This window comes from Clostridium sp. AF27-2AA, from assembly GCF_003478505.1.
In the GTDB taxonomy this organism is placed as follows: domain Bacteria; phylum Bacillota; class Clostridia; order Lachnospirales; family Lachnospiraceae; genus Brotaphodocola.
In genome coordinates this window covers 1-17,139 of sequence record NZ_QUFI01000004.1, presented here as the reverse complement: position 1 = coordinate 17,139, position 17,139 = coordinate 1, and the positions used below count along the sequence as shown (strand labels likewise).

Annotated in this window: 16 protein-coding genes; 1 reads left to right on the top strand and 15 read right to left on the bottom strand. The window is 50.3% G+C overall.

Annotated elements, in window-relative coordinates; genetic code table 11:
* Nucleotides 1-53 precede the first annotated feature (53 nt).
* The 6 genes from DWY84_RS03415 to DWY84_RS03390 all read right to left on the bottom strand — a co-directional run bounded on the left by DWY84_RS03415 (nucleotide 54) and on the right by DWY84_RS03390 (nucleotide 7,026).
* Entirely contained in the window at nucleotides 54-2,495 is a 2,442-nt protein-coding gene (locus tag DWY84_RS03415) for a homocysteine S-methyltransferase family protein (protein WP_118530852.1), read from the bottom strand.
* 32 nt (nucleotides 2,496-2,527) lie between these two features.
* Nucleotides 2,528-3,181 (bottom strand): vitamin B12 dependent-methionine synthase activation domain-containing protein, encoded by a 654-nt coding sequence (locus tag DWY84_RS03410; RefSeq protein ID WP_118530850.1) that lies wholly within the window; start codon nucleotides 3,179-3,181, stop codon nucleotides 2,528-2,530.
* 79 nt (nucleotides 3,182-3,260) lie between these two features.
* Nucleotides 3,261-4,118 carry a methylenetetrahydrofolate reductase [NAD(P)H] gene (gene metF / locus DWY84_RS03405; RefSeq protein WP_118530849.1) on the bottom strand — a complete coding sequence of 286 codons (858 nt, stop codon included), beginning with the start codon at nucleotides 4,116-4,118 and terminating at the stop codon, nucleotides 3,261-3,263.
* 71 nt (nucleotides 4,119-4,189) lie between these two features.
* Nucleotides 4,190-5,212, bottom strand: coding sequence for a hypothetical protein (locus tag DWY84_RS03400; protein WP_118530847.1), 1,023 nt, complete (start codon nucleotides 5,210-5,212; stop codon nucleotides 4,190-4,192).
* A gap of 153 nt (nucleotides 5,213-5,365) precedes the next feature.
* Complete coding sequence (locus DWY84_RS03395; RefSeq protein WP_118530845.1) at nucleotides 5,366-6,289, bottom strand: SufD family Fe-S cluster assembly protein; 924 nt, start codon at nucleotides 6,287-6,289, stop codon at nucleotides 5,366-5,368.
* On the bottom strand, nucleotides 6,289-7,026 hold the full coding sequence (locus DWY84_RS03390; RefSeq protein ID WP_118530843.1) for an ABC transporter ATP-binding protein: 738 nt from the start codon (nucleotides 7,024-7,026) through the stop codon (nucleotides 6,289-6,291). Before DWY84_RS03390 ends, DWY84_RS03395 begins: the two co-directional genes overlap by 1 nt.
* A 213-nt stretch (nucleotides 7,027-7,239) precedes the next feature.
* Here DWY84_RS03390 and DWY84_RS03385 point away from each other — a divergent pair, with 213 nt between their 5' ends.
* Nucleotides 7,240-8,025 carry a DUF134 domain-containing protein gene (locus DWY84_RS03385; protein WP_118530841.1) on the top strand — a complete coding sequence of 262 codons (786 nt, stop codon included), beginning with the start codon at nucleotides 7,240-7,242 and terminating at the stop codon, nucleotides 8,023-8,025.
* Nucleotides 8,026-8,131: 106 nt separating this feature from the next.
* Here the strand turns inward: DWY84_RS03385 and DWY84_RS03380 are convergent, their stop codons facing one another.
* From DWY84_RS03380 to DWY84_RS03340, 9 genes are all read right to left on the bottom strand, one after another.
* The gene (locus DWY84_RS03380) at nucleotides 8,132-9,475 is read right to left on the bottom strand and encodes a S41 family peptidase (protein WP_118530839.1); all 1,344 of its coding nucleotides are present in this window, start codon (nucleotides 9,473-9,475) and stop codon (nucleotides 8,132-8,134) included.
* A gap of 102 nt (nucleotides 9,476-9,577) precedes the next feature.
* A complete protein-coding gene (locus DWY84_RS03375) occupies nucleotides 9,578-10,870 on the bottom strand; it encodes a peptidoglycan DD-metalloendopeptidase family protein (protein WP_347560755.1) in 1,293 nt (430 codons plus the stop codon).
* Complete coding sequence (gene ftsX / locus DWY84_RS03370; RefSeq protein WP_118530837.1) at nucleotides 10,870-11,778, bottom strand: permease-like cell division protein FtsX; 909 nt, start codon at nucleotides 11,776-11,778, stop codon at nucleotides 10,870-10,872. Before ftsX ends, DWY84_RS03375 begins: the two co-directional genes overlap by 1 nt.
* Nucleotides 11,768-12,454 (bottom strand): cell division ATP-binding protein FtsE, encoded by a 687-nt coding sequence (ftsE, locus tag DWY84_RS03365; protein ID WP_118530835.1) that lies wholly within the window; start codon nucleotides 12,452-12,454, stop codon nucleotides 11,768-11,770. Before ftsE ends, ftsX begins: the two co-directional genes overlap by 11 nt.
* A gap of 2 nt (nucleotides 12,455-12,456) precedes the next feature.
* The gene (locus DWY84_RS03360) at nucleotides 12,457-13,545 is read right to left on the bottom strand and encodes a helix-turn-helix domain-containing protein (RefSeq protein ID WP_118530833.1); all 1,089 of its coding nucleotides are present in this window, start codon (nucleotides 13,543-13,545) and stop codon (nucleotides 12,457-12,459) included.
* Between the two features lie 146 nt (nucleotides 13,546-13,691).
* The gene (locus DWY84_RS03355; protein WP_118530831.1) at nucleotides 13,692-14,543 is read right to left on the bottom strand and encodes a YitT family protein; all 852 of its coding nucleotides are present in this window, start codon (nucleotides 14,541-14,543) and stop codon (nucleotides 13,692-13,694) included.
* Between the two features lie 78 nt (nucleotides 14,544-14,621).
* A complete protein-coding gene (locus tag DWY84_RS03350; protein ID WP_118530829.1) occupies nucleotides 14,622-15,212 on the bottom strand; it encodes a class I SAM-dependent methyltransferase in 591 nt (196 codons plus the stop codon).
* A 10-nt stretch (nucleotides 15,213-15,222) separates the two neighbouring features.
* Nucleotides 15,223-16,056, bottom strand: a complete 834-nt coding sequence (locus tag DWY84_RS03345) for a S1-like domain-containing RNA-binding protein (RefSeq protein WP_118530827.1) — start codon at nucleotides 16,054-16,056, stop codon at nucleotides 15,223-15,225.
* Nucleotides 16,057-16,217: 161 nt separating this feature from the next.
* Nucleotides 16,218-16,946 carry an acyl-ACP thioesterase domain-containing protein gene (locus tag DWY84_RS03340; RefSeq protein ID WP_118530825.1) on the bottom strand — a complete coding sequence of 243 codons (729 nt, stop codon included), beginning with the start codon at nucleotides 16,944-16,946 and terminating at the stop codon, nucleotides 16,218-16,220.
* Between the last annotated feature and the right edge of the window lie 193 nt (nucleotides 16,947-17,139).

Genomic DNA, 17,139 nt, shown 5'->3' with positions numbered 1-17,139 from the left:
GTGTAATCCAGCCGGAAAGGAGATTCAATTTCTATTCTTTTAAAAATTTCTTACTATTTTGTAAGACCGAATACCTGCTCCGCGTAATTTACGGAAGCCATGGCATCGCGGCAGTACTGATCTGCTCCCATGGTATCGGCATATTCCTGGGTCAGCACGGCACCGCCAACCATCACCTTTGCCCACGGTGCTGCCTTGCGAAGCTGTACGATGGTTTCTTCCATGCTTGGCACGGTGGTGGTCATCAGCGCAGAAAGTCCCACCAGTTCAATATGCTTCTCCACGGCTGTCTCTACAATGGTCTCCGGCGGAACATCCTTGCCCAGATCCAGCACATCATAGCTGTAGTTTTCCAGAAGCACCTTCACAATATTCTTTCCGATGTCGTGAATATCACCCTTAACAGTAGCCAGAATGATCTTACCTTTCTTCTCCTGCTTCTGACCACTGGCATCCAGCTTTTCCTTGATAACCCCAAAAGCGCCCTTTGCCGCCTCCGCGCTCATCAGAAGCTGCGGCAGGAACATGGTCCCCTTCTCAAAGCCCTTTCCCACTACATCCAGTGCCGGAATGATCTGGCTGTTGATGATCTCCAGGGCATCCTGGATTTCCAGCAGTTCCTTTGCAGCCTGCACCGCCTGGTCTTTTAATCCCTTCACGATGCTGGCATGCAGATCCGAAGCTTCCTGACTGCCTGCTGTCCCAGACGCTCCGCCTGCTGCAGACCCTCCATTTCCAGTTACCGCACTCTGGCCCAGGCTTGCCACCTGCCCGCTGTAAACAGAAATGTACTCGCTGCACTGCGGATCCAGATTCATCAGGGCACGGAAGCTGTAGTACGCGCGCATCATGGCCTCGGAATTCGGGTTGATGATGGCAGCGCTTAAGCCATTCTGCATGGCCATGGTGAAAAATGCCGCATTGATGATCTCACGCTGTGGCAGACCGAAGGAGATGTTAGACACACCTAAAATGGTTTTTCCGTGAAGCTCATCCCGCACACGGCGAAGAGTCTCCAGCGTGGTGATGGCCCCCTGGCTGTCCGAGCTTACCGTCAGGCACAGCGCGTCAATGATGATGTCTTCTGGTCCGATTCCGTATTCAGCCGCCGTCTTATAGATCTTTTTTGCCACCTGAATGCGGCCCTCTGCCGTCTCCGGAATACCACCCTCATCCAGCGCCAGCGCTACCACAACGCCGCCATACTTCTGTACCAGCGGGAATACCGTACGCATGGACTCCTCTTTTCCATTAACGGAGTTGATAAGCGGTTTTCCGTTGTATACACGCATGGCCCGCTCCATAGCCACCGGATCCGTCGTATCCAGCTGAAGCGGCAGGTCAATGATGCTCTGCAGCTCCCGTACCACCTCTTCCAGCATAGATGGCTCATCAATCTCCGGAAGACCTACGTTCACATCCAGCACATGGGCACCATGATCCTGCTGGGTCACGCCCTCCTGTAAAATATACTGCAGATTGTGGTCACGCAGGGCCTGCTTGAATTTAGACTTACCAGTCGGGTTTATGCGTTCGCCGATGATGACCGGATTCTTTCCAATCTCAACAGCCTGACAGAAGGAAGATACCACCGTGCGGTTTTTCTTCGTCACCGGAACCGGCTTTTTATCGCGGCAGCGCTCTGCCACCATGCGAATGTGCTCCGGCGTAGTACCACAGCAGCCGCCCACGATCCGGGCACCCATATCTACAATTTCTTCCTCAGTTTTTGCAAAATGTGCCGCGTCAATATCATAAACGGTCTTTCCATTCTCACTTCTCGGCAGTCCCGCATTCGGATTGATCATGACCGGAATCGAAGAAACTTCCAGAACATCCTTTAAGATTTCTTTCATCTGAACCGGGCCAAGGCCGCAGTTCATGCCCAGTACGTCAACTCCAAGCCCCTCCAGCATAGCCACAATGGATGCCGGGCTTCCGCCGGTTAAAAGCTTGCCCCGCTCATCGAAGGTAACGGTAACAAAGATTGGAAGGTCACAGCCCTCTTTGGCTGCGAGCACAGCTGCCTTGGTTTCATAGCTGTCGCTCATGGTCTCAATGAGGATGAAATCCGCGCCTGCGTCCGCTCCGATCTCCACCACTTCCCGGTAGATGGCACAGCAGTCCTCAAAAGCTAGGTCGCCCATCGGTTTTAACAGCTTGCCAGTCGGTCCCATATCCAGGCCGATCCAGGCCTGCTTTCCACTCTGGCGGATGGCTTCCTTCGCATTCGCCACTGCCGCCCGGATGACCGGCTCCAGCTGAAACTCCGTGTTTTTATTGTATTTTAGCCGGTCTACGCCGAAGGTGTTTGTGGTCACAATATCTGCGCCCGCCTCCAGATAGGCTTTGTGAATCTTTACAAGCTCCTCCGGATGCGTAATGTTCCAGGTTCCCGGAAGCTCTCCCGGCTTTAATCCTGCCTCCTGTAAAAGGCTTCCCATTCCTCCGTCACAGAATAAGATCCGGTTCTGTAATTCCTGTAATATGTCCATGGTAAACTCCTTCGTGTTGTTCATATTTGCATCTATCTGCGGTAAGCACAGTCCCGCTTGGCGCAGACCTCACAGCCCTGCACCGTACAGTTTCTTGGCAGGCGGCTCACACCGATGACCGCCGTCACTGATTTGGATGGTGCCATAAGAAGACTGTCCGTCAGGGTCACGCCAATGCGTTTTCCAAGCTCCAGCGCCGGTGCGATCTGTTTCTGACACTCCAGCGGGAAATCCCCGTAGCCCGGACTGAATCTCGGCCTTAAGTACCAGCCTTTTTCCTGGTATTCTTCCTTCAGTTTCTCATTCTGTTCATCACAGAACGTTTCCAGCATGGCTACAGATGCCGCCTGCATGACCACGGCCTTGCTCATCTGGATCATGTTATAGCGGTGCAGCAGCACATCTACCTGACTGCCAAGGGTCGCGGCAAACAAAAGAACCCGCTCGCAGTCCCTTAAATTCCGCTCCAGGCTTTTGCTTTGTGTCTGAAGACAGGTCATGTCAATCACATGACCCTGAAATGACAGTGGATATTCTCTCCAGGTAACCCTGGGAGAAGCCACTGCTTCCAGTTCCTGCTTACACTGCATGATCAGATCTGCCGTGTTCTGGTCCGGAGCTGTCCCATTTTTACAGCCCAGATAACGCAAAAGTTCCCGGTCATTCCAGTGAAATGTTTCATTCATCAATCCTGTTCTCTCCGTAGTTTCTGCCCGGCATCCAAAATTCCGATGCCGGGCCATTGTCCTTCTTTATCGTATTTTCCTACCGGATGATCTCAGAAAGGCTGTTTTGGATCTGGGCTGCCACATCCGGCTTGTTCATGGAATACACATGAATGCCGTTTACATGATTCGCGATCAGGTCAATGATCTGTTCCGTTGCGTAGGCAATGCCGGCCTGCTTCATAGCTGCAGGATTATCACCAAAACGGTCAACAATGGCTTTAAAGCGCGCCGGAAGATAGGTCCCGGACATAGAGCAGATGCGCTTGATCTGGGCTACATTGGTCACCGGCATGATGCCTGCGATCACCGGAACCGTAATGCCCTTTTCACGCACGCGGTACAGATAATTGTATAGGATGTTGTTGTCAAAGAACATCTGGGTAGTCGCGAAGTCACAGCCGGCCTCTACCTTTTCTTTCAGATGCTGGATATCCTCCGTCTTATTGACAGACTCCACATGCCCCTCCGGATAGCAGGCTGCACCAATGCAGAAATCGCCGGATGCCTTGATCTCTGCAATGAGTTCCGATGCATAGCGATAGTCGTTCTCAACTTTTCCGTCCTTTGGAATGTCACCGCGCAGAGCCAGTACATTCTCAATCCCCTCTGCCTTTAACTGCTCCAGAACCGAATGTACCTTTTCTCTGGTGGATGAAACGCAGGTCAGATGCGCTAACGGAGTAACCCCCTTTGCCTTTAAGGATGCTGCGATATCAACCGTATACTGGCTGGTACCGCCGCCTGCGCCGTAGGTCACGCTCATGAATGCCGGATTCAGCTTCGCAATCTCGGAAGCAGCCATTTCTACAGACTCGTATTTATCCTCTGTCTTTGGCGGGAATACCTCAAAGGAAAGTGTTGGTTCGTTTTTTGCAAGAATATCTCTGATTTTCATACGTACTGTTCCTCTCATATTTATGATTTCATAACTGTTTTGTACCTCAGGCACATCATACATTTTGGCATTTACAGACTATCGGTATGCTCTCCATAACTGTAGCTGTCGCTGCTTCTGTCAGGATAGATCCACACACTGCAGTTTTCATCTTCCGCATCCGGAAATTCAGCATTGATACCGGCTCCGCACCAGACCCCCTCTGTTTGGTTCACACCGGGCTCCATCATCCGGGCATACAGCTCATCCAGGTCTGCCGCATCAGAACGATGCTTCTGTTCCATATCCCATGCATCCGCATCGTTTAACATCAGCAGAAACTGCTTCGTCAGAACCGTGATGGAATCTCGTTCCGGGACAGACAGATAAATCTGATGGAGCTGACCTGTAGCTGTGTCGTAGTCAAAATCCACATAGGCATATGTGTCCTCTGCTTCCATATAATAGGTGTCTGTGGAAGAAAACCAGGTAGTCTCATCGGAATATACCGTGTTGTGGGAATAGGTATCTGTTCCGGCCAGCGGAATCTGACAGGTATCAAACAGTTCCCGGATCGGACTCTTAAGAGCTTCGATCGTGACTTCAAAATGCGGTTCATCCGTGCAGGGACCGCCGTAAGCTCTTGCTTCTTCATCCGTCAGTTCCCGGAAATCAGACCCGCTGATACTGTCAAATATGCTTCCGGTAATATCAGAGAATGAACCAGCCATACCGCTTAGCAGCCTGAACAGCCATATCACAACCATCAGGAAAATATACAAAAGAATCAGTTTTCGAACCGGATTTTTCTTTTCGATAACCATCTTCGACTGCCCTGACGCGCCTTTTTCTGTGGTTCGGACCGCCCGCTCTGTTTTCACGCTTCGCTCTCTGCCGGAAGACGATCGCACTGCCTTCCGCCTTTCGGCTCCGGCATTCGTATGCTCCTCTTCTGCATTATGGTAACTGCAGTGCGCCTCGTTTTTCGGGTGGCGCTCATTCAGATAATACGTGACATTCATATACATCGGGTCCTTCACCCAGGAGTGACATGCGCTGCAGTAGTGGGCATGCTTCATAACCTGGTCACAGACCGGACAGATTCGCTGCATCATAAAAAGAGACACCTCCTTACACGATTTGCCTTTAAGTATAACATAAGATTCCGGGATTTTCTACGAAAGGAATATGTTATTTTTCAGGCAAGCAAAACAGGAATGAAAAATCCGCTGCTACAGATCCTTCATTCCTGTTCCTATCACAGAATATTAACTTAAAAAGTTTTCAATGATCACATTCTCAGCTTCTGCCTCGGTCATGCCGAGGGTTCTGAGCTTCAACAGCTGCTCATCATTGATTCGTCCGATGGCTGCCTCATGAACGATTGCAGCATCCACATGATTAGCCTGAATCTCCGGAATGGAACCAACTTTTGCATGATCCATGATGATAGAATCACACTGGATATGAGCATGACATTTGGTGTTTCCGACTGCCTTCGGATGGAATACCTGGGAAGACTCCCCCTTGCCTACAGAACGGGAAACGATCTGTGCTGAGGAGCCGCTTCCATTCATGCAGACCTCCATATCTGACTCCGCATGCTGTGTTCCGTCTGTCATGATACGCTCCACCACATAAAGCCTGGAGCCTGCCTCCATGGAAACATTGGTTCTGCGCACCGTGGAATCCACACCTTTGATCTGAACGGTATCCAGGGTAAAAACAGAATTCTCGCCTACCTCAATGTTCGTCACCGGATTTAAGATACGGCTTCCGGTTCCGTTGCCTTCTCCGTAATGCTTTTCTTCATAACGGACATTGGCATTCTTTCCTACATGGAAGGTATGAATACCATCATGACGGCTCTCATTGCAGCCGCTGTTGTGGATGCCGCAGCCTGCCACGATGGTCACATCCGCACCATCCGCGATATAGAAATCATTGTAAACCAGATCCGTCATGCCGGAAACACTGACTACAACCGGGATGAACACTTTTTCACCCTTTGTATCACCGTCAATCAGGATATCGATCCCAGGCTTATCTTCTTTCTTACGAATCTTGATGTGCTCGCTGTCTCCATGACAGATCGATACGCCATTCTGGCGAAGATTATAAGCACCTTTCTGCGCAAATCCTTCGCTGATCTGATCCAGAACCCCCTGGGTAGTCTCATTGATCTGTGCCATCAGCAGACACCTCCTTCCAGTCCATTCGCACACTTGCCGCATCTCTCCTGCGTAAACAGAGTTGGCAGGACTTCCTCACGGCTGCCGTATCGTTTCACTTCACCATCTTCGATTACCATGATCTTGTCTGCCATACGGATGATCCGCTCCTGATGGGAAATCAGGATCAGGCTTTCCTGTTTCTCTTTGTGGATCTCCTCAAACCGTTTGATCAGCATAGAAAAGCTCCAAAGATCAATACCGGCCTCCGGCTCATCAAAAATGCTGACCTTGTGCGGTTTCGCCAGTACCGTTGCAATCTCCAGACGCTTCATCTCGCCTCCGGAAAGTGTGCCGTCCATCTGTCGGTTCAGATAATCGGCAGAACAAAGTCCCACTGCAGAAAGCAGCTTACAGCTTTCTGCCTCCGTCAGGTCTTTTCCCGCTGCAAGAGACAGCATTCTTGCCACCGTCATGCCCTTAAAGCGTGGCGGCTGCTGGAATGCATAGCCGATTCCCGCATTGGCACGATGATCGATATCGTAACCGGAAATATCCTCTTCATCCAGGAAAATCAGACCCTCATCCGCTTTCTCAATGCCTGCCAGCACCTTGGCCAGCGTAGACTTACCGCCGCCGTTCGGCCCGGTAATCACTAACATTTCACCATCCGCAACCTGAAAACTGACATGATTGACCAGACAGCGTTTTCTACCCTCTTCATTCACCTCAAACGTGAGGTTGTCTACCTTTAACATGTGATTCTCACCTCTTCTATAGTATGTCCGCTATGTTCCGCATTTTCCGCAACCGGCGGAATACAGCGTATCGTTCCTATTGGATGGTACCCTAATCAGGCAGATCTGTCAATCTTTATATCCCGAAGTCCCCAGGTTAATAGTGGTTTTCGTATTGACTTTTGTTATTTATGAGTTATAATCGACATATGTCGAAAACAAGGAGGATTTCCCATGCCGAGACCCCAAAAATGCCGGAGGATCTGCTTTACACCGCAGTACGATTCATTTTATCCGGAAAACAGCCAGACCGATGACACGATCACACTTACACTGGATGAATATGAAGTGATCCGTCTGGTTGACCTGGAAAAGAAAACCCATGAACAATGCTCCGCGCAGATGGATGTTTCCCGCACAACAGTCACGGAAATTTATGAAAGCGCCCGTTATAAGCTTGCACAGTGCATCGTAAACGGGAAACGGCTCATCATTTCCGGCGGAAATTACCGAATCTGCGAAGGGCGGGAATATCCCCGCTGCAGACAATGCATCTGCCACATGGCCACGGCAGAACACAGTTTTCCTGTTTTCCATCTACAACACAACAAAGGAGTATGTATTATGAAAATTGCAGTTACTTATGAGAACGGAGAAATTTTTCAGCATTTTGGACACACAGAGCAGTTTAAACTCTACACGGTAGAGAACGGAACCATAACTGCAGCCGAAGTTGTTGATACCAACGGAAGCGGACATGGAGCTCTTGCCGGTTTTCTGTTGGAACATAACGTCGACACTCTGATCTGCGGAGGCATCGGCGGCGGTGCCCAGAGCGCCCTCGCCCAGGCCGGCATCCGGCTGTACGGCGGCGTAAGCGGAAACGCAGACGAAGCCGTAAATGCACTGTTAACCGGAACCCTCGGCTATAATCCGAACATACACTGCAGCCATCATGACCATGAAGGCGAAGGACATGCCTGCGGCGAACACAGCTGCGGTGAGCACAGCTGCCATTAAAAGATCATTGTAATTATAGGACAGAACGAAAAAAAGCCGCATGCATTTTATTCTATGCATGCGGCAAGTATCAGATCATATTCTTTTTTGGTTACCAGATGGGCTTCTACTTTTCCAGCACTTCGATGGCTGCCTGAACCTGATTATCCCGCTCCAGCGGAATGTCGTACTGTCCGATGAGATCCTCATCCAGCTTCTGTTCTACCGTTATATCCGGTGTCAGTCCCTTCTTATGAAGGTCATGTCCGGCCGGGGTGTAGTAGTGGGCGGTAGTGATCTTGACTGCAGATCCGTCCGTTAACGGGATCAGGCTTTGCACAATGCCTTTTCCGAAGGAAGTGGTTCCCACCAGGGTTGCTGCGCCGTAGTCCTGCAGGGCACCGGCAAATACTTCTGCCGCACTGGCAGACTGACCGTTGATCAGCACCGCAATTGGAACATTGAGTTCATGGTCATCGGCTTTCGGAAAATCGCCGCCCTCCGTGCTTGTTCCTCTCACATCATGGCGGGTCTCACCGTCCTGGCAGTAGTAGCGTTCTTCCTGCCCGGTCTTGGTAGCGGTAGAAAGAATGGTTCCATCATGCTGGTTTTCCGGCAGAACGTATGCCGCCATCTCCACACAGGATGTTACTACGCCGCCCGGATTGTCGCGCAGGTCAATGATCAGGCGCTCCATACCCTGCTGTTCCAGATCAGACACCGCAGCGATAAACTGCTCTGCTGTCACAGTATCAAACTGGGTTACTTCTACATATCCGGTCTTGTCCGCCAGCATCTGGTGTTCTACCGTAGCCACCTCCACCATACGACGCTGAATGTGGAGCGGGATTTCTTCGGTTCCGCGCAAAACCGTCACATCGACATAGGAGCCTTCCTCACCGCGGATGTACTCCTGAACCAGAATGTCAAGTTCTTCATCCGCTGCAGAGACATCCTTTACCTTATAGATGATATCGCCTTTCTGCATGCCCGCCTCTTCTGCCGGGGAACCCGGGAAAACGCGGAGCGCCGTCACTGCCCCGGTCTGCACATTCTTGCTGACCAGCACACCAATGCCACAGTATACACCGCTGGTCTCCTCTGTCAGGGAACTGTACTCCTCCGGAGTATAATAAACGGTGTACGGATCATCCAGTCCGGCCAGCATGCCTTTGTAGATTCCGGTTTCCATCTGCTCCGCGTCTTCATCGAACAGGAAATACCGGTCGATGATCTGCTGAAGCACGGAAATTTTTGCATCCACCTGTTTTAAATTTACCTGGGTTCGAACGGCATCGCTGCCGGAACCCTCTGCCGTTGTATTCTGCGCCTGATTCTCGATCACGGTGCGCCCGATCACAGAGATACCAGTTGCCACACCCACAATGCCAAAACCTGCCAAAGCAGTTACAAGGGAACCTGCTAAGACGCCTTTCCAAAACTTTGACTTGCCTTTATTTTCTTTCTCCAATAATGTCACCTCGTCTGTTTATGATTCCCGCCTGCTGTCCATATGCTGCTCCTATTGTTCGGACAGGCACTTTGTAACTGTAAACTGCGAAATACCATTTCTTTACGGACTTACATAGGACTGCGGATTTACATAGCGCCCGCCGGAACGGATTCCAAAATGCAGGTGCGAACCGGTGGAATAGCCGGTAGATCCTACTTTCGCAATGGTCTGTCCCTGTTTTACCGTCTGGCCTTCCGATGCCAGGATCTGGGAACAGTGCATATATACGGTGTATACACCGCCGCCATGACTGATCATGATGTAATTTCCCGCAGAATAGCTGTAGGTAGATATCACAACCGTGCCGGATGCTGCTGCCGTGATGGCCGCTCCGGTAGATGCCGGGATATCGATTCCCTGATGGTTGCTGGACGCTCCTTTTGTCGGAGAGGTTCTGATTCCGAAACCGGAAGAAATGCGTCCGCTGGACGGACACGGCCACTTAAAGCTAATATTCCCAAGACTGGCAACATTATGCGAAGCAGCTTTATCTGTAGCAGAAACTTTCTTTCCTGCTGCTTCTGCTTTTTTGCGTGCTTCCTCTTCTGCCTTGCGGGCCGCTTCCGCCTTCTTGCGCTCCTCTTCTTCCTTGCGCTTGATTTCTGCCTCGATCTGCTTGATCTTGTTCTCCTGCGCCGCCAGATCCGCGTTGTACTGGTCTACCTGGCTCTGGGCGGTATCAATCTGACCGGCATAGCTTTGCATTTCCTTATTTTTCTGGGCACGCAGCGTCTTGACTGATTCCTGCTTTGCCTTTGTTTTCTCCTGCATGTCGAGAAGCGCTTCCCGGTCATCTTTTAATTTCTGTTCTTCGTCCGCAATCGTCTGGCGGGTTGCCTCGTACTCATCCATCTTCTTGCGGTCATAGTCGGAAATTTTGTTGATGTACTCGGCCCGGTTCATAAGCTGTACCATATCCTCAGACTGAAACAGCATATCAATGTAGCTGGTATTGCCCTGCTCGTACATGTATTTGATACGAAGCTTCATATCGGCATACTGCTTATTTTCCGTCTCTTTCGCCTGCTCCAGAGCCACGCCGGTATCGGCAATCTCCTGTTCTTTGTTTCCGATCTGGGTGGAAAGCTGGTCCAGTTCTCCCTCCAGCTTTGTCAGGCTGCCGTCCAGCTCTTTGACATATGCTGCCGCATCATTCTTTAGACCTTCCAGGTTCTTGATGGTAGCCTGTACCTTTTTCTTTTCTTCCTCAATGGAGCTGACCTTCTTTTTAGCCGCCTCCACATCCTGCTTGGTCGCGTAGGCTGTCTGGAATGAGGACATGGCAAGCACTGTGCCCATCACCGCAGCCAGCATGCGCCTCTGCATTCTTTTCCATTTGTTTCTATGCATCATTACACCTTCATATACTTGCGGATGGTGAAAAAGCTTCCAAAGAATCCGATTCCAACACCCAGGATCAGTGCTGCCCCGATCAGCAGCGGATAGATTTCACCAACCGGTACAAAATAAAACAGGTTGGAGAGCACATGAAACCGCTCAGACAGATACACAATTCCTTTTGTATAGAGGAAATAGGTTCCTGCCAACGGGATCAGCGCGCCAATGAGGCCGATCATCACGCCCTCAACGATAAACGGTGCACGGATCATAAAATTTGTAGCACCGATCAGACGCATGATCTGGCACTCCTGTCTGCGGAATGCCGCTGCTACGGAAATGGTGTTGTTGATCAAAAACAGGGATACTGCCAGAAGCACACCGATGATCAGGGAAGACAGCACACCGATCACACGGTTAAAGCCCGAAAAACCGGCGACCGCTGAGTTGGAATAGTTCACCTGGCGTACGCCATCCAGACCCTGTAAATACGCAACCAGCTCATCCTGCTGGGAAATATCGTTTAAAAAGATCTCATAAGAAGCAGAACCAGCCAGCGGATTATCTTCCGCAAAGCCTTCGGCCAGCTCCTCATGGCCTGCAAAATATTCTTCCTTAAAAGAATTCCAGGCATCTTCCGCAGAAATATAATACATCTCGCGGATCTCAGGCCGCTGGTGGATGATCTCACCAAGCCCCTGGATATCCTGCTCTGTCAGATTCTCATCAAACAGCACGGTAATTCCAACCGTGCTCTCCACATGCTTCACCATATACCGGATATTGGCAATAATGGAAAAAAACAGGCAAAACAAAAAAATACATGCAGAAATCGTCGCCACAGAAGCAAGCGAAAACCAGATGTTTCTGCATATATTCTTCATGCCCTCTTTCATGCAATACCAGAATGTACTAATCTTCACGGTCTGATCCACCCTTTCTTTCGTCACTTACCAGATGTCCCTTATTCAGGGTAATGACTCGTTTTCCCATCTGGTCTACAATCTCCTGACTGTGGGTTACGACCACAACCGTAGTACCAAGCGCGTTGATCCGCTCCAGAAGCTTCATGATCTCCGTTGCATTCTCATGGTCCAGGTTTCCAGTCGGCTCATCGGCAAGAAGCACCTCCGGCCGGTTGATGAGGGCGCGGGCAATAGCCACACGCTGCTGTTCTCCGCCGGAAAGCTGATGCGGGAAAGACTTATACTTGGAAGAAAGTCCCACCAGCTTCAACATGCGCGGAACCTCTTCGCGGATTTTTCTGGGGGAAGCACCTACCACACGCTGGGCAAATGCTACATTTTCAAATACCGTCCGGTCTTTTAAAAGCCGGAAATCCTGAAACACCACGCCAAGACGGCGGCGGTATTTCGGTATGTAACGGCGCGGCATCTTCTGAAGGTCCATATCGTTGACGATGATGCGTCCCGATGAAGGCTCTGCCTCTTTCAGCAGAAGGCGGATCAGGGTTGATTTTCCTGATCCGCTCCGTCCCATGATAAAGACAAACTCTCCGTCCTGGATGCGGATGTCAATGTCCTTCAGTGCCTTGCTTCCCTTATCGTATGTTTTGCTTATATTACGAATTTCTATCATGATTAATAGTCCAGGTTCTCCATGTATTTCATGTACTTAACAACCATCAGCGCGATCTTGAAGGTGATGGCATCTTCAAAGACACGCAGATCCAGTCCGGTGCTCTTCTGGAGTTTGTCCAGGCGGTACACCAGGGTGTTTCTGTGGATGTAGAGCTGACGGGATGTTTCCGATACGTTTAAGCTGTTCTCAAAGAATTTGTTGATGGTGGTTAAGGTCTCCTCGTCAAACTCGTCCGGGGATTTGCCGTCGAAGATCTCGCGGATGAACATACGGCACAACGGCAGCGGCAGCTGATAGATCAGACGGCCGATTCCCAGCGTTCCGTACGCAACCACGTTCTTTCCGTTGTAGAAGATCTTGCCGACATCCAGAGCCATCTTCGCTTCCTTGTAGGAACGGGATACTTCCTTGATATCGTTGACTACGGTACCGTAAGCCACGCGCACCTTGGTCATGGCCTCGGAGCTTAACATATCGAGGATGACGCTGGCGGTCTTCTCCAGATCTGCGTAGTCCTCGTTCGGTTTTACTTCTTTTACGAGAATGATGTTCTTCTCATCCACCGCAGTGATGAAATCTTTTGTCTTGGTGGCAAACAGGCTGCGGACAGTCTCCAGTGCATTGACGTCTTTCTCCTGTTTGGTCTCGATCAGGAATACAACTCTGCGCACGTTAGTCTCAATGTGCAGCTTCTTCGCGCGGTTGTAAATATCGACTAACAACAGGTTGTCAAGAAGCAGGTTCTTGATGAAGTTATCTTTGTCGAAACGCTCCTTGTAGGCTACCAGAAGGTTCTGGATCTGGAACGCTGCCAGTTTTCCTACCATGTAGACGTCATCACTGCTGCCCTTGGCTAACAGGATGTACTCCAGCTGATGCTCATCGAACACCTTGAAGAACTGATAACCCTGGATTACCTGGCTGTCTGCCGGTGAATCTACGAAGGAAAGAATAGAATTCTCGTACTCTTCCGCCTCCGGAAATGTGGAAGCCAGCACCTTTCCTTCCGTATCACAGATACACAGATCAATTCTGGTGATCCCCTTCAGCCCGTCAATGGTTGTCTGAAGAATCTGGTTTGAAATCATAATATTCACTCCTTAATCCTAATTTCGTAATACCGCCCCGTTTTGTAAAATCGCACAAACCTGAAAGGACCCTTATCGTATATTTTAATGCACTTTGCAGAAAAAAGCAAGCAAGTATCCAATACTTGCCTGCCTTTTTTGAGGTTTTATTGTCTATATTCAATAAAACCTTCTCCCAAAACCTCCCGTGCGTCGCTTACGATGACAAAAGCTTGTGCATCATGACCAACTACGAGCTCCTTTAATTGTGCAATTTCTTTTCTCGATACAACACAAAACAGGACATCTTTCCGGTTTCCGGAGTACATTCCCCTTGCATCCAAGGCCGTCACGCCGCGCTCCAGCTCTTTTAAGATAGCTGCGGCGATTTCTTCACTCTTATCCGAGATGATATAGGCCACCTTGGAATATTTCATACCTTCAATGATTCCGTCCGACACCTTGGAAACCGCGTAAATGGCAATCAGCGCGTACAGCGCATAGGTAACGCCAAAAATTCCCGCGCCGATCAGAACGATGGCCGCGTCCAACACCTGCAGGATCTGGGCAAGCGTATAGTGCGGCAGCCAGCGCCGGATGATGGCAGCCAGCATGTCGGTCCCGCCGGTTGTGGCCTGACAGGCAAACACAATGCCGGCCCCGGCTCCGGTGATCAGACCGCCAAACAGCGCCGTTAAAAACAGATCATCCATCAGAAACGGCATCTCCGGAATCACATAAAGGGAAACCGACAGCGTGACCGTAGCCAGAAGTGTCCGCTTGATAAAGCTCCAGCCCTTTAGCTTTGCTGCAGCCGCGAACAGCGGAATGTTAATAGCCGTGTTCGTCAGCCACAGAGGCACGCCAAACTGTTTTTTTAAGATGATGGCCACACCGGAAGCCCCTCCCGTGACCAGTCCGATGGGATCATAAATGTTTTTGATCGCAAACCCCATAATTGACGCCCCGATCAGGATCAGAATATAATCCCGAAACGGAGACTTTCCCCTGACTCCCATAATACCTCCTTATCACACCGGTGAAACATAAGCTGTTTCAATCGCCCGTTTTGCTGCGCCTGGTGTGCGTCTGTTCAGTCAGGAAATCTTTTTTGCAAGTACATTGAGAAGCTTGTCTCCTGCTTCCCTGTCTTCATCCTCCGTAGTCCAGAGTTTCAAGATTTCCAGACGTCCGGTTTCGGTCAGAATGCGCTCCAGTTCTTCCCGTGTGTACTCACAGAAATACCGGCCGCTTCTCTGGCCCTCAAAGTCCCCTTCCTGGAAGGAAAGGAATAAGATTCCGTTCTGGCACAGCGCCTCGGTCAGTTTTTCCAGGATACCCGGCAGTTCGTCCTCCGGCACATGGATAAGAGCCTCATTGCCCCAGATGCCGTCAAAGGCATCATCAAACTCCATGTCCTCATAGTCCATGCACAGCACTTCCAGGCCTGTGTGGATCTCCGCCAGCTTGCACATCTCCTCCGATGCATCCAGTGGGGTCACATCAAAGCCCTGCTCGTAAAAAGCCAGGCTGTCGCGGCCAGAGCCGCATCCAAGATCCAGGATGGTGTCGCCGTCGATCTCCCGGAGTTCCTCTAAGAACTCCTCCCGCTGCGGCTCCATGTCCCGGTCTACTGTATCCTCAAAAATTCGCGACGCATACTTATTATAGTATTCTATCGTGTCCAAAACTATCCTCCTATATTCTCTCTATGGTTTTCTCCGTAATACGGACTTTGTTTTCTTTCAGTAATTTGCCGACCGCACGCTTGAAGGCATTCTTGCTCAGCTTGAATTCCCGCATGATGGTCTCCGGTCTTGCCTTGTCGTTGAACGGAAGTACGCCGTCAAACTCATCAATGACCTTTAATACCAGCTCAGCATCGTCGTCCATCTGCATGTAAGCTTTCTGACGCGGGCTTAAATCCAGCTTGCCGTCATCGCGCACTTTCACTACGCGGGCTTCAATCACATCTCCCATGTGGAAATCTCCGTAGAGCTCTTTCTTCGGGATGAGTCCGTAGTAGCGGTTGTCCACTGCAACGAATGCTCCGAGATTCTCATTGATCTCGTAAATAGTTCCCTGCACCTTGTCATCCTTCTTGTAAGGAGACTCTGCGCTCATGTAGGAATACACATTCATGGTGGCAGCCAGTCTCTGGCTCTTGTCTACATAAAGGGCTACCAGGCAGTTCTCTCCCTGACGCACCTTATGGTTCTGCTCTTTAAACGGAAGCAGCAGATCTTTTTCCAGTCCCATATCGAGGAATGCTCCGATCTTTGCCACGTCCTTGACTGTCAGTACGGCAGTCTCCCCAACCTGCAGCTTCGGGCGGTTGGTGGTTGCAATGAGGCGGTCCTGGGAATCCTTGTATACAAATACCTCCAGGCTGTCGCCCACCTTTGTGCCTTCCGGCACCTGTTTTTTCGGCAGAAGTACAGAGTTCTTATCGTCTTTCTTCTCCCCAAGATACACTCCGAATTCTTTTTCTCTCTGAACTATAAGGGGCTGTATCTTTCCTAATTCTATCATCTGGTTCTCTCTTTCTGGTCGTTCCTTCACAACCGGCTTACCTGCCTGTTACTGTTCACGCGTTGCGCAAACAGCAACGGATTTTGCCGATGTTCGCATTCCAAATCGGCAAAATCTGCTGCCACCGCTGTATCATACGGCATTTTCAGTTCAGAAAATGCCTACCCGTGTACAGTAACGCCTGTCCGCAGCCATACAACTGCGTAAGGCTTTCCTTCTGTATCGCAGAGGGCTATTGTATAGCACCCCTCTTCCACGCTGACGCGCGGAATGATCTGATCGCCAAGGACTGCCGCTTTCTTGTACTCCACCCGGAGTTCCCGGATGAGAAGTCCCGCAGGCAATACCTCACGCGCGATTTCCACATACTGGGCATTGTTCACATGATGATTTGTGTCAATGTGATGTGCCGCCACCGCAATGACCGGATATTCCTCATACTCAGCCGGAAGCGGAATTCTTCTCGGCGCGTAGTCCATGGAAAGCTTTTCCTCCTGTCCCACGCCGTATCCCCGGATATCTTCCTCCCCCACGCGCACCGGTACTCCGTGCTCCGTGTCAAAGAAGAACCAGTTGGAATTGGCCCGCACCAGGTAATTGCCCTCCGGATCCTGGATCGTAAAATTACGCAGTCCGTAAATGCCTTTGAAATCATAGGGCCAGGTACTCACCACAATGCGTTCTCCCAGTTTCGGATAACGGTCCACAATGATCTGCCAGGAAGAAAGCAGCCATGCACGGTGCTTTTCCGTGAGATAATCAATTCCCATGTTTAAGTCCTCCGACTGAAACGTGGAACAGTCCTGCATGTAATTGATCACTCCGGTCAGGGAAAGCTTCCGGTCTTCGTCTACCTCGCTGTAACGCACTCTACTGTCAAAAGAATACATGGTTTTCCCTCCTTCTGGTCTGTAATACCCTTTAAAATAGAAATCGTTCCCTATTATCTCACATTCTTCGGGGATTCACAACTGTTTTTCCGTAAAAGAATGCAGGAAAATCGGTTCGTGTTCAGTACCGATTGCATAACTTGTACGCAAATACGAAAAAGTGTCTTCGACACTTCAACTCCCCTGCCCCTCA

Coding starts and splice junctions, on each gene's coding strand:
- DWY84_RS03415 (WP_118530852.1), bottom strand. CDS start 2,495: ATGGACATATTACAGGAATTACAGAACCGGATCTTATTCTGTGACGGA.
- DWY84_RS03410 (WP_118530850.1), bottom strand. CDS start 3,181: ATGAATGAAACATTTCACTGGAATGACCGGGAACTTTTGCGTTATCTG.
- metF (WP_118530849.1), bottom strand. CDS start 4,118: ATGAAAATCAGAGATATTCTTGCAAAAAACGAACCAACACTTTCCTTT.
- DWY84_RS03400 (WP_118530847.1), bottom strand. CDS start 5,212: ATGATGCAGCGAATCTGTCCGGTCTGTGACCAGGTTATGAAGCATGCC.
- DWY84_RS03395 (WP_118530845.1), bottom strand. CDS start 6,289: ATGGCACAGATCAATGAGACTACCCAGGGGGTTCTGGATCAGATCAGC.
- DWY84_RS03390 (WP_118530843.1), bottom strand. CDS start 7,026: ATGTTAAAGGTAGACAACCTCACGTTTGAGGTGAATGAAGAGGGTAGA.
- DWY84_RS03385 (WP_118530841.1), top strand. CDS start 7,240: ATGCCGAGACCCCAAAAATGCCGGAGGATCTGCTTTACACCGCAGTAC.
- DWY84_RS03375 (WP_347560755.1), bottom strand. CDS start 10,870: ATGATGCATAGAAACAAATGGAAAAGAATGCAGAGGCGCATGCTGGCT.
- ftsE (WP_118530835.1), bottom strand. CDS start 12,454: ATGATAGAAATTCGTAATATAAGCAAAACATACGATAAGGGAAGCAAG.
- DWY84_RS03360 (WP_118530833.1), bottom strand. CDS start 13,545: ATGATTTCAAACCAGATTCTTCAGACAACCATTGACGGGCTGAAGGGG.
- DWY84_RS03355 (WP_118530831.1), bottom strand. CDS start 14,543: ATGGGAGTCAGGGGAAAGTCTCCGTTTCGGGATTATATTCTGATCCTG.
- DWY84_RS03345 (WP_118530827.1), bottom strand. CDS start 16,056: ATGATAGAATTAGGAAAGATACAGCCCCTTATAGTTCAGAGAGAAAAA.
- DWY84_RS03340 (WP_118530825.1), bottom strand. CDS start 16,946: ATGTATTCTTTTGACAGTAGAGTGCGTTACAGCGAGGTAGACGAAGAC.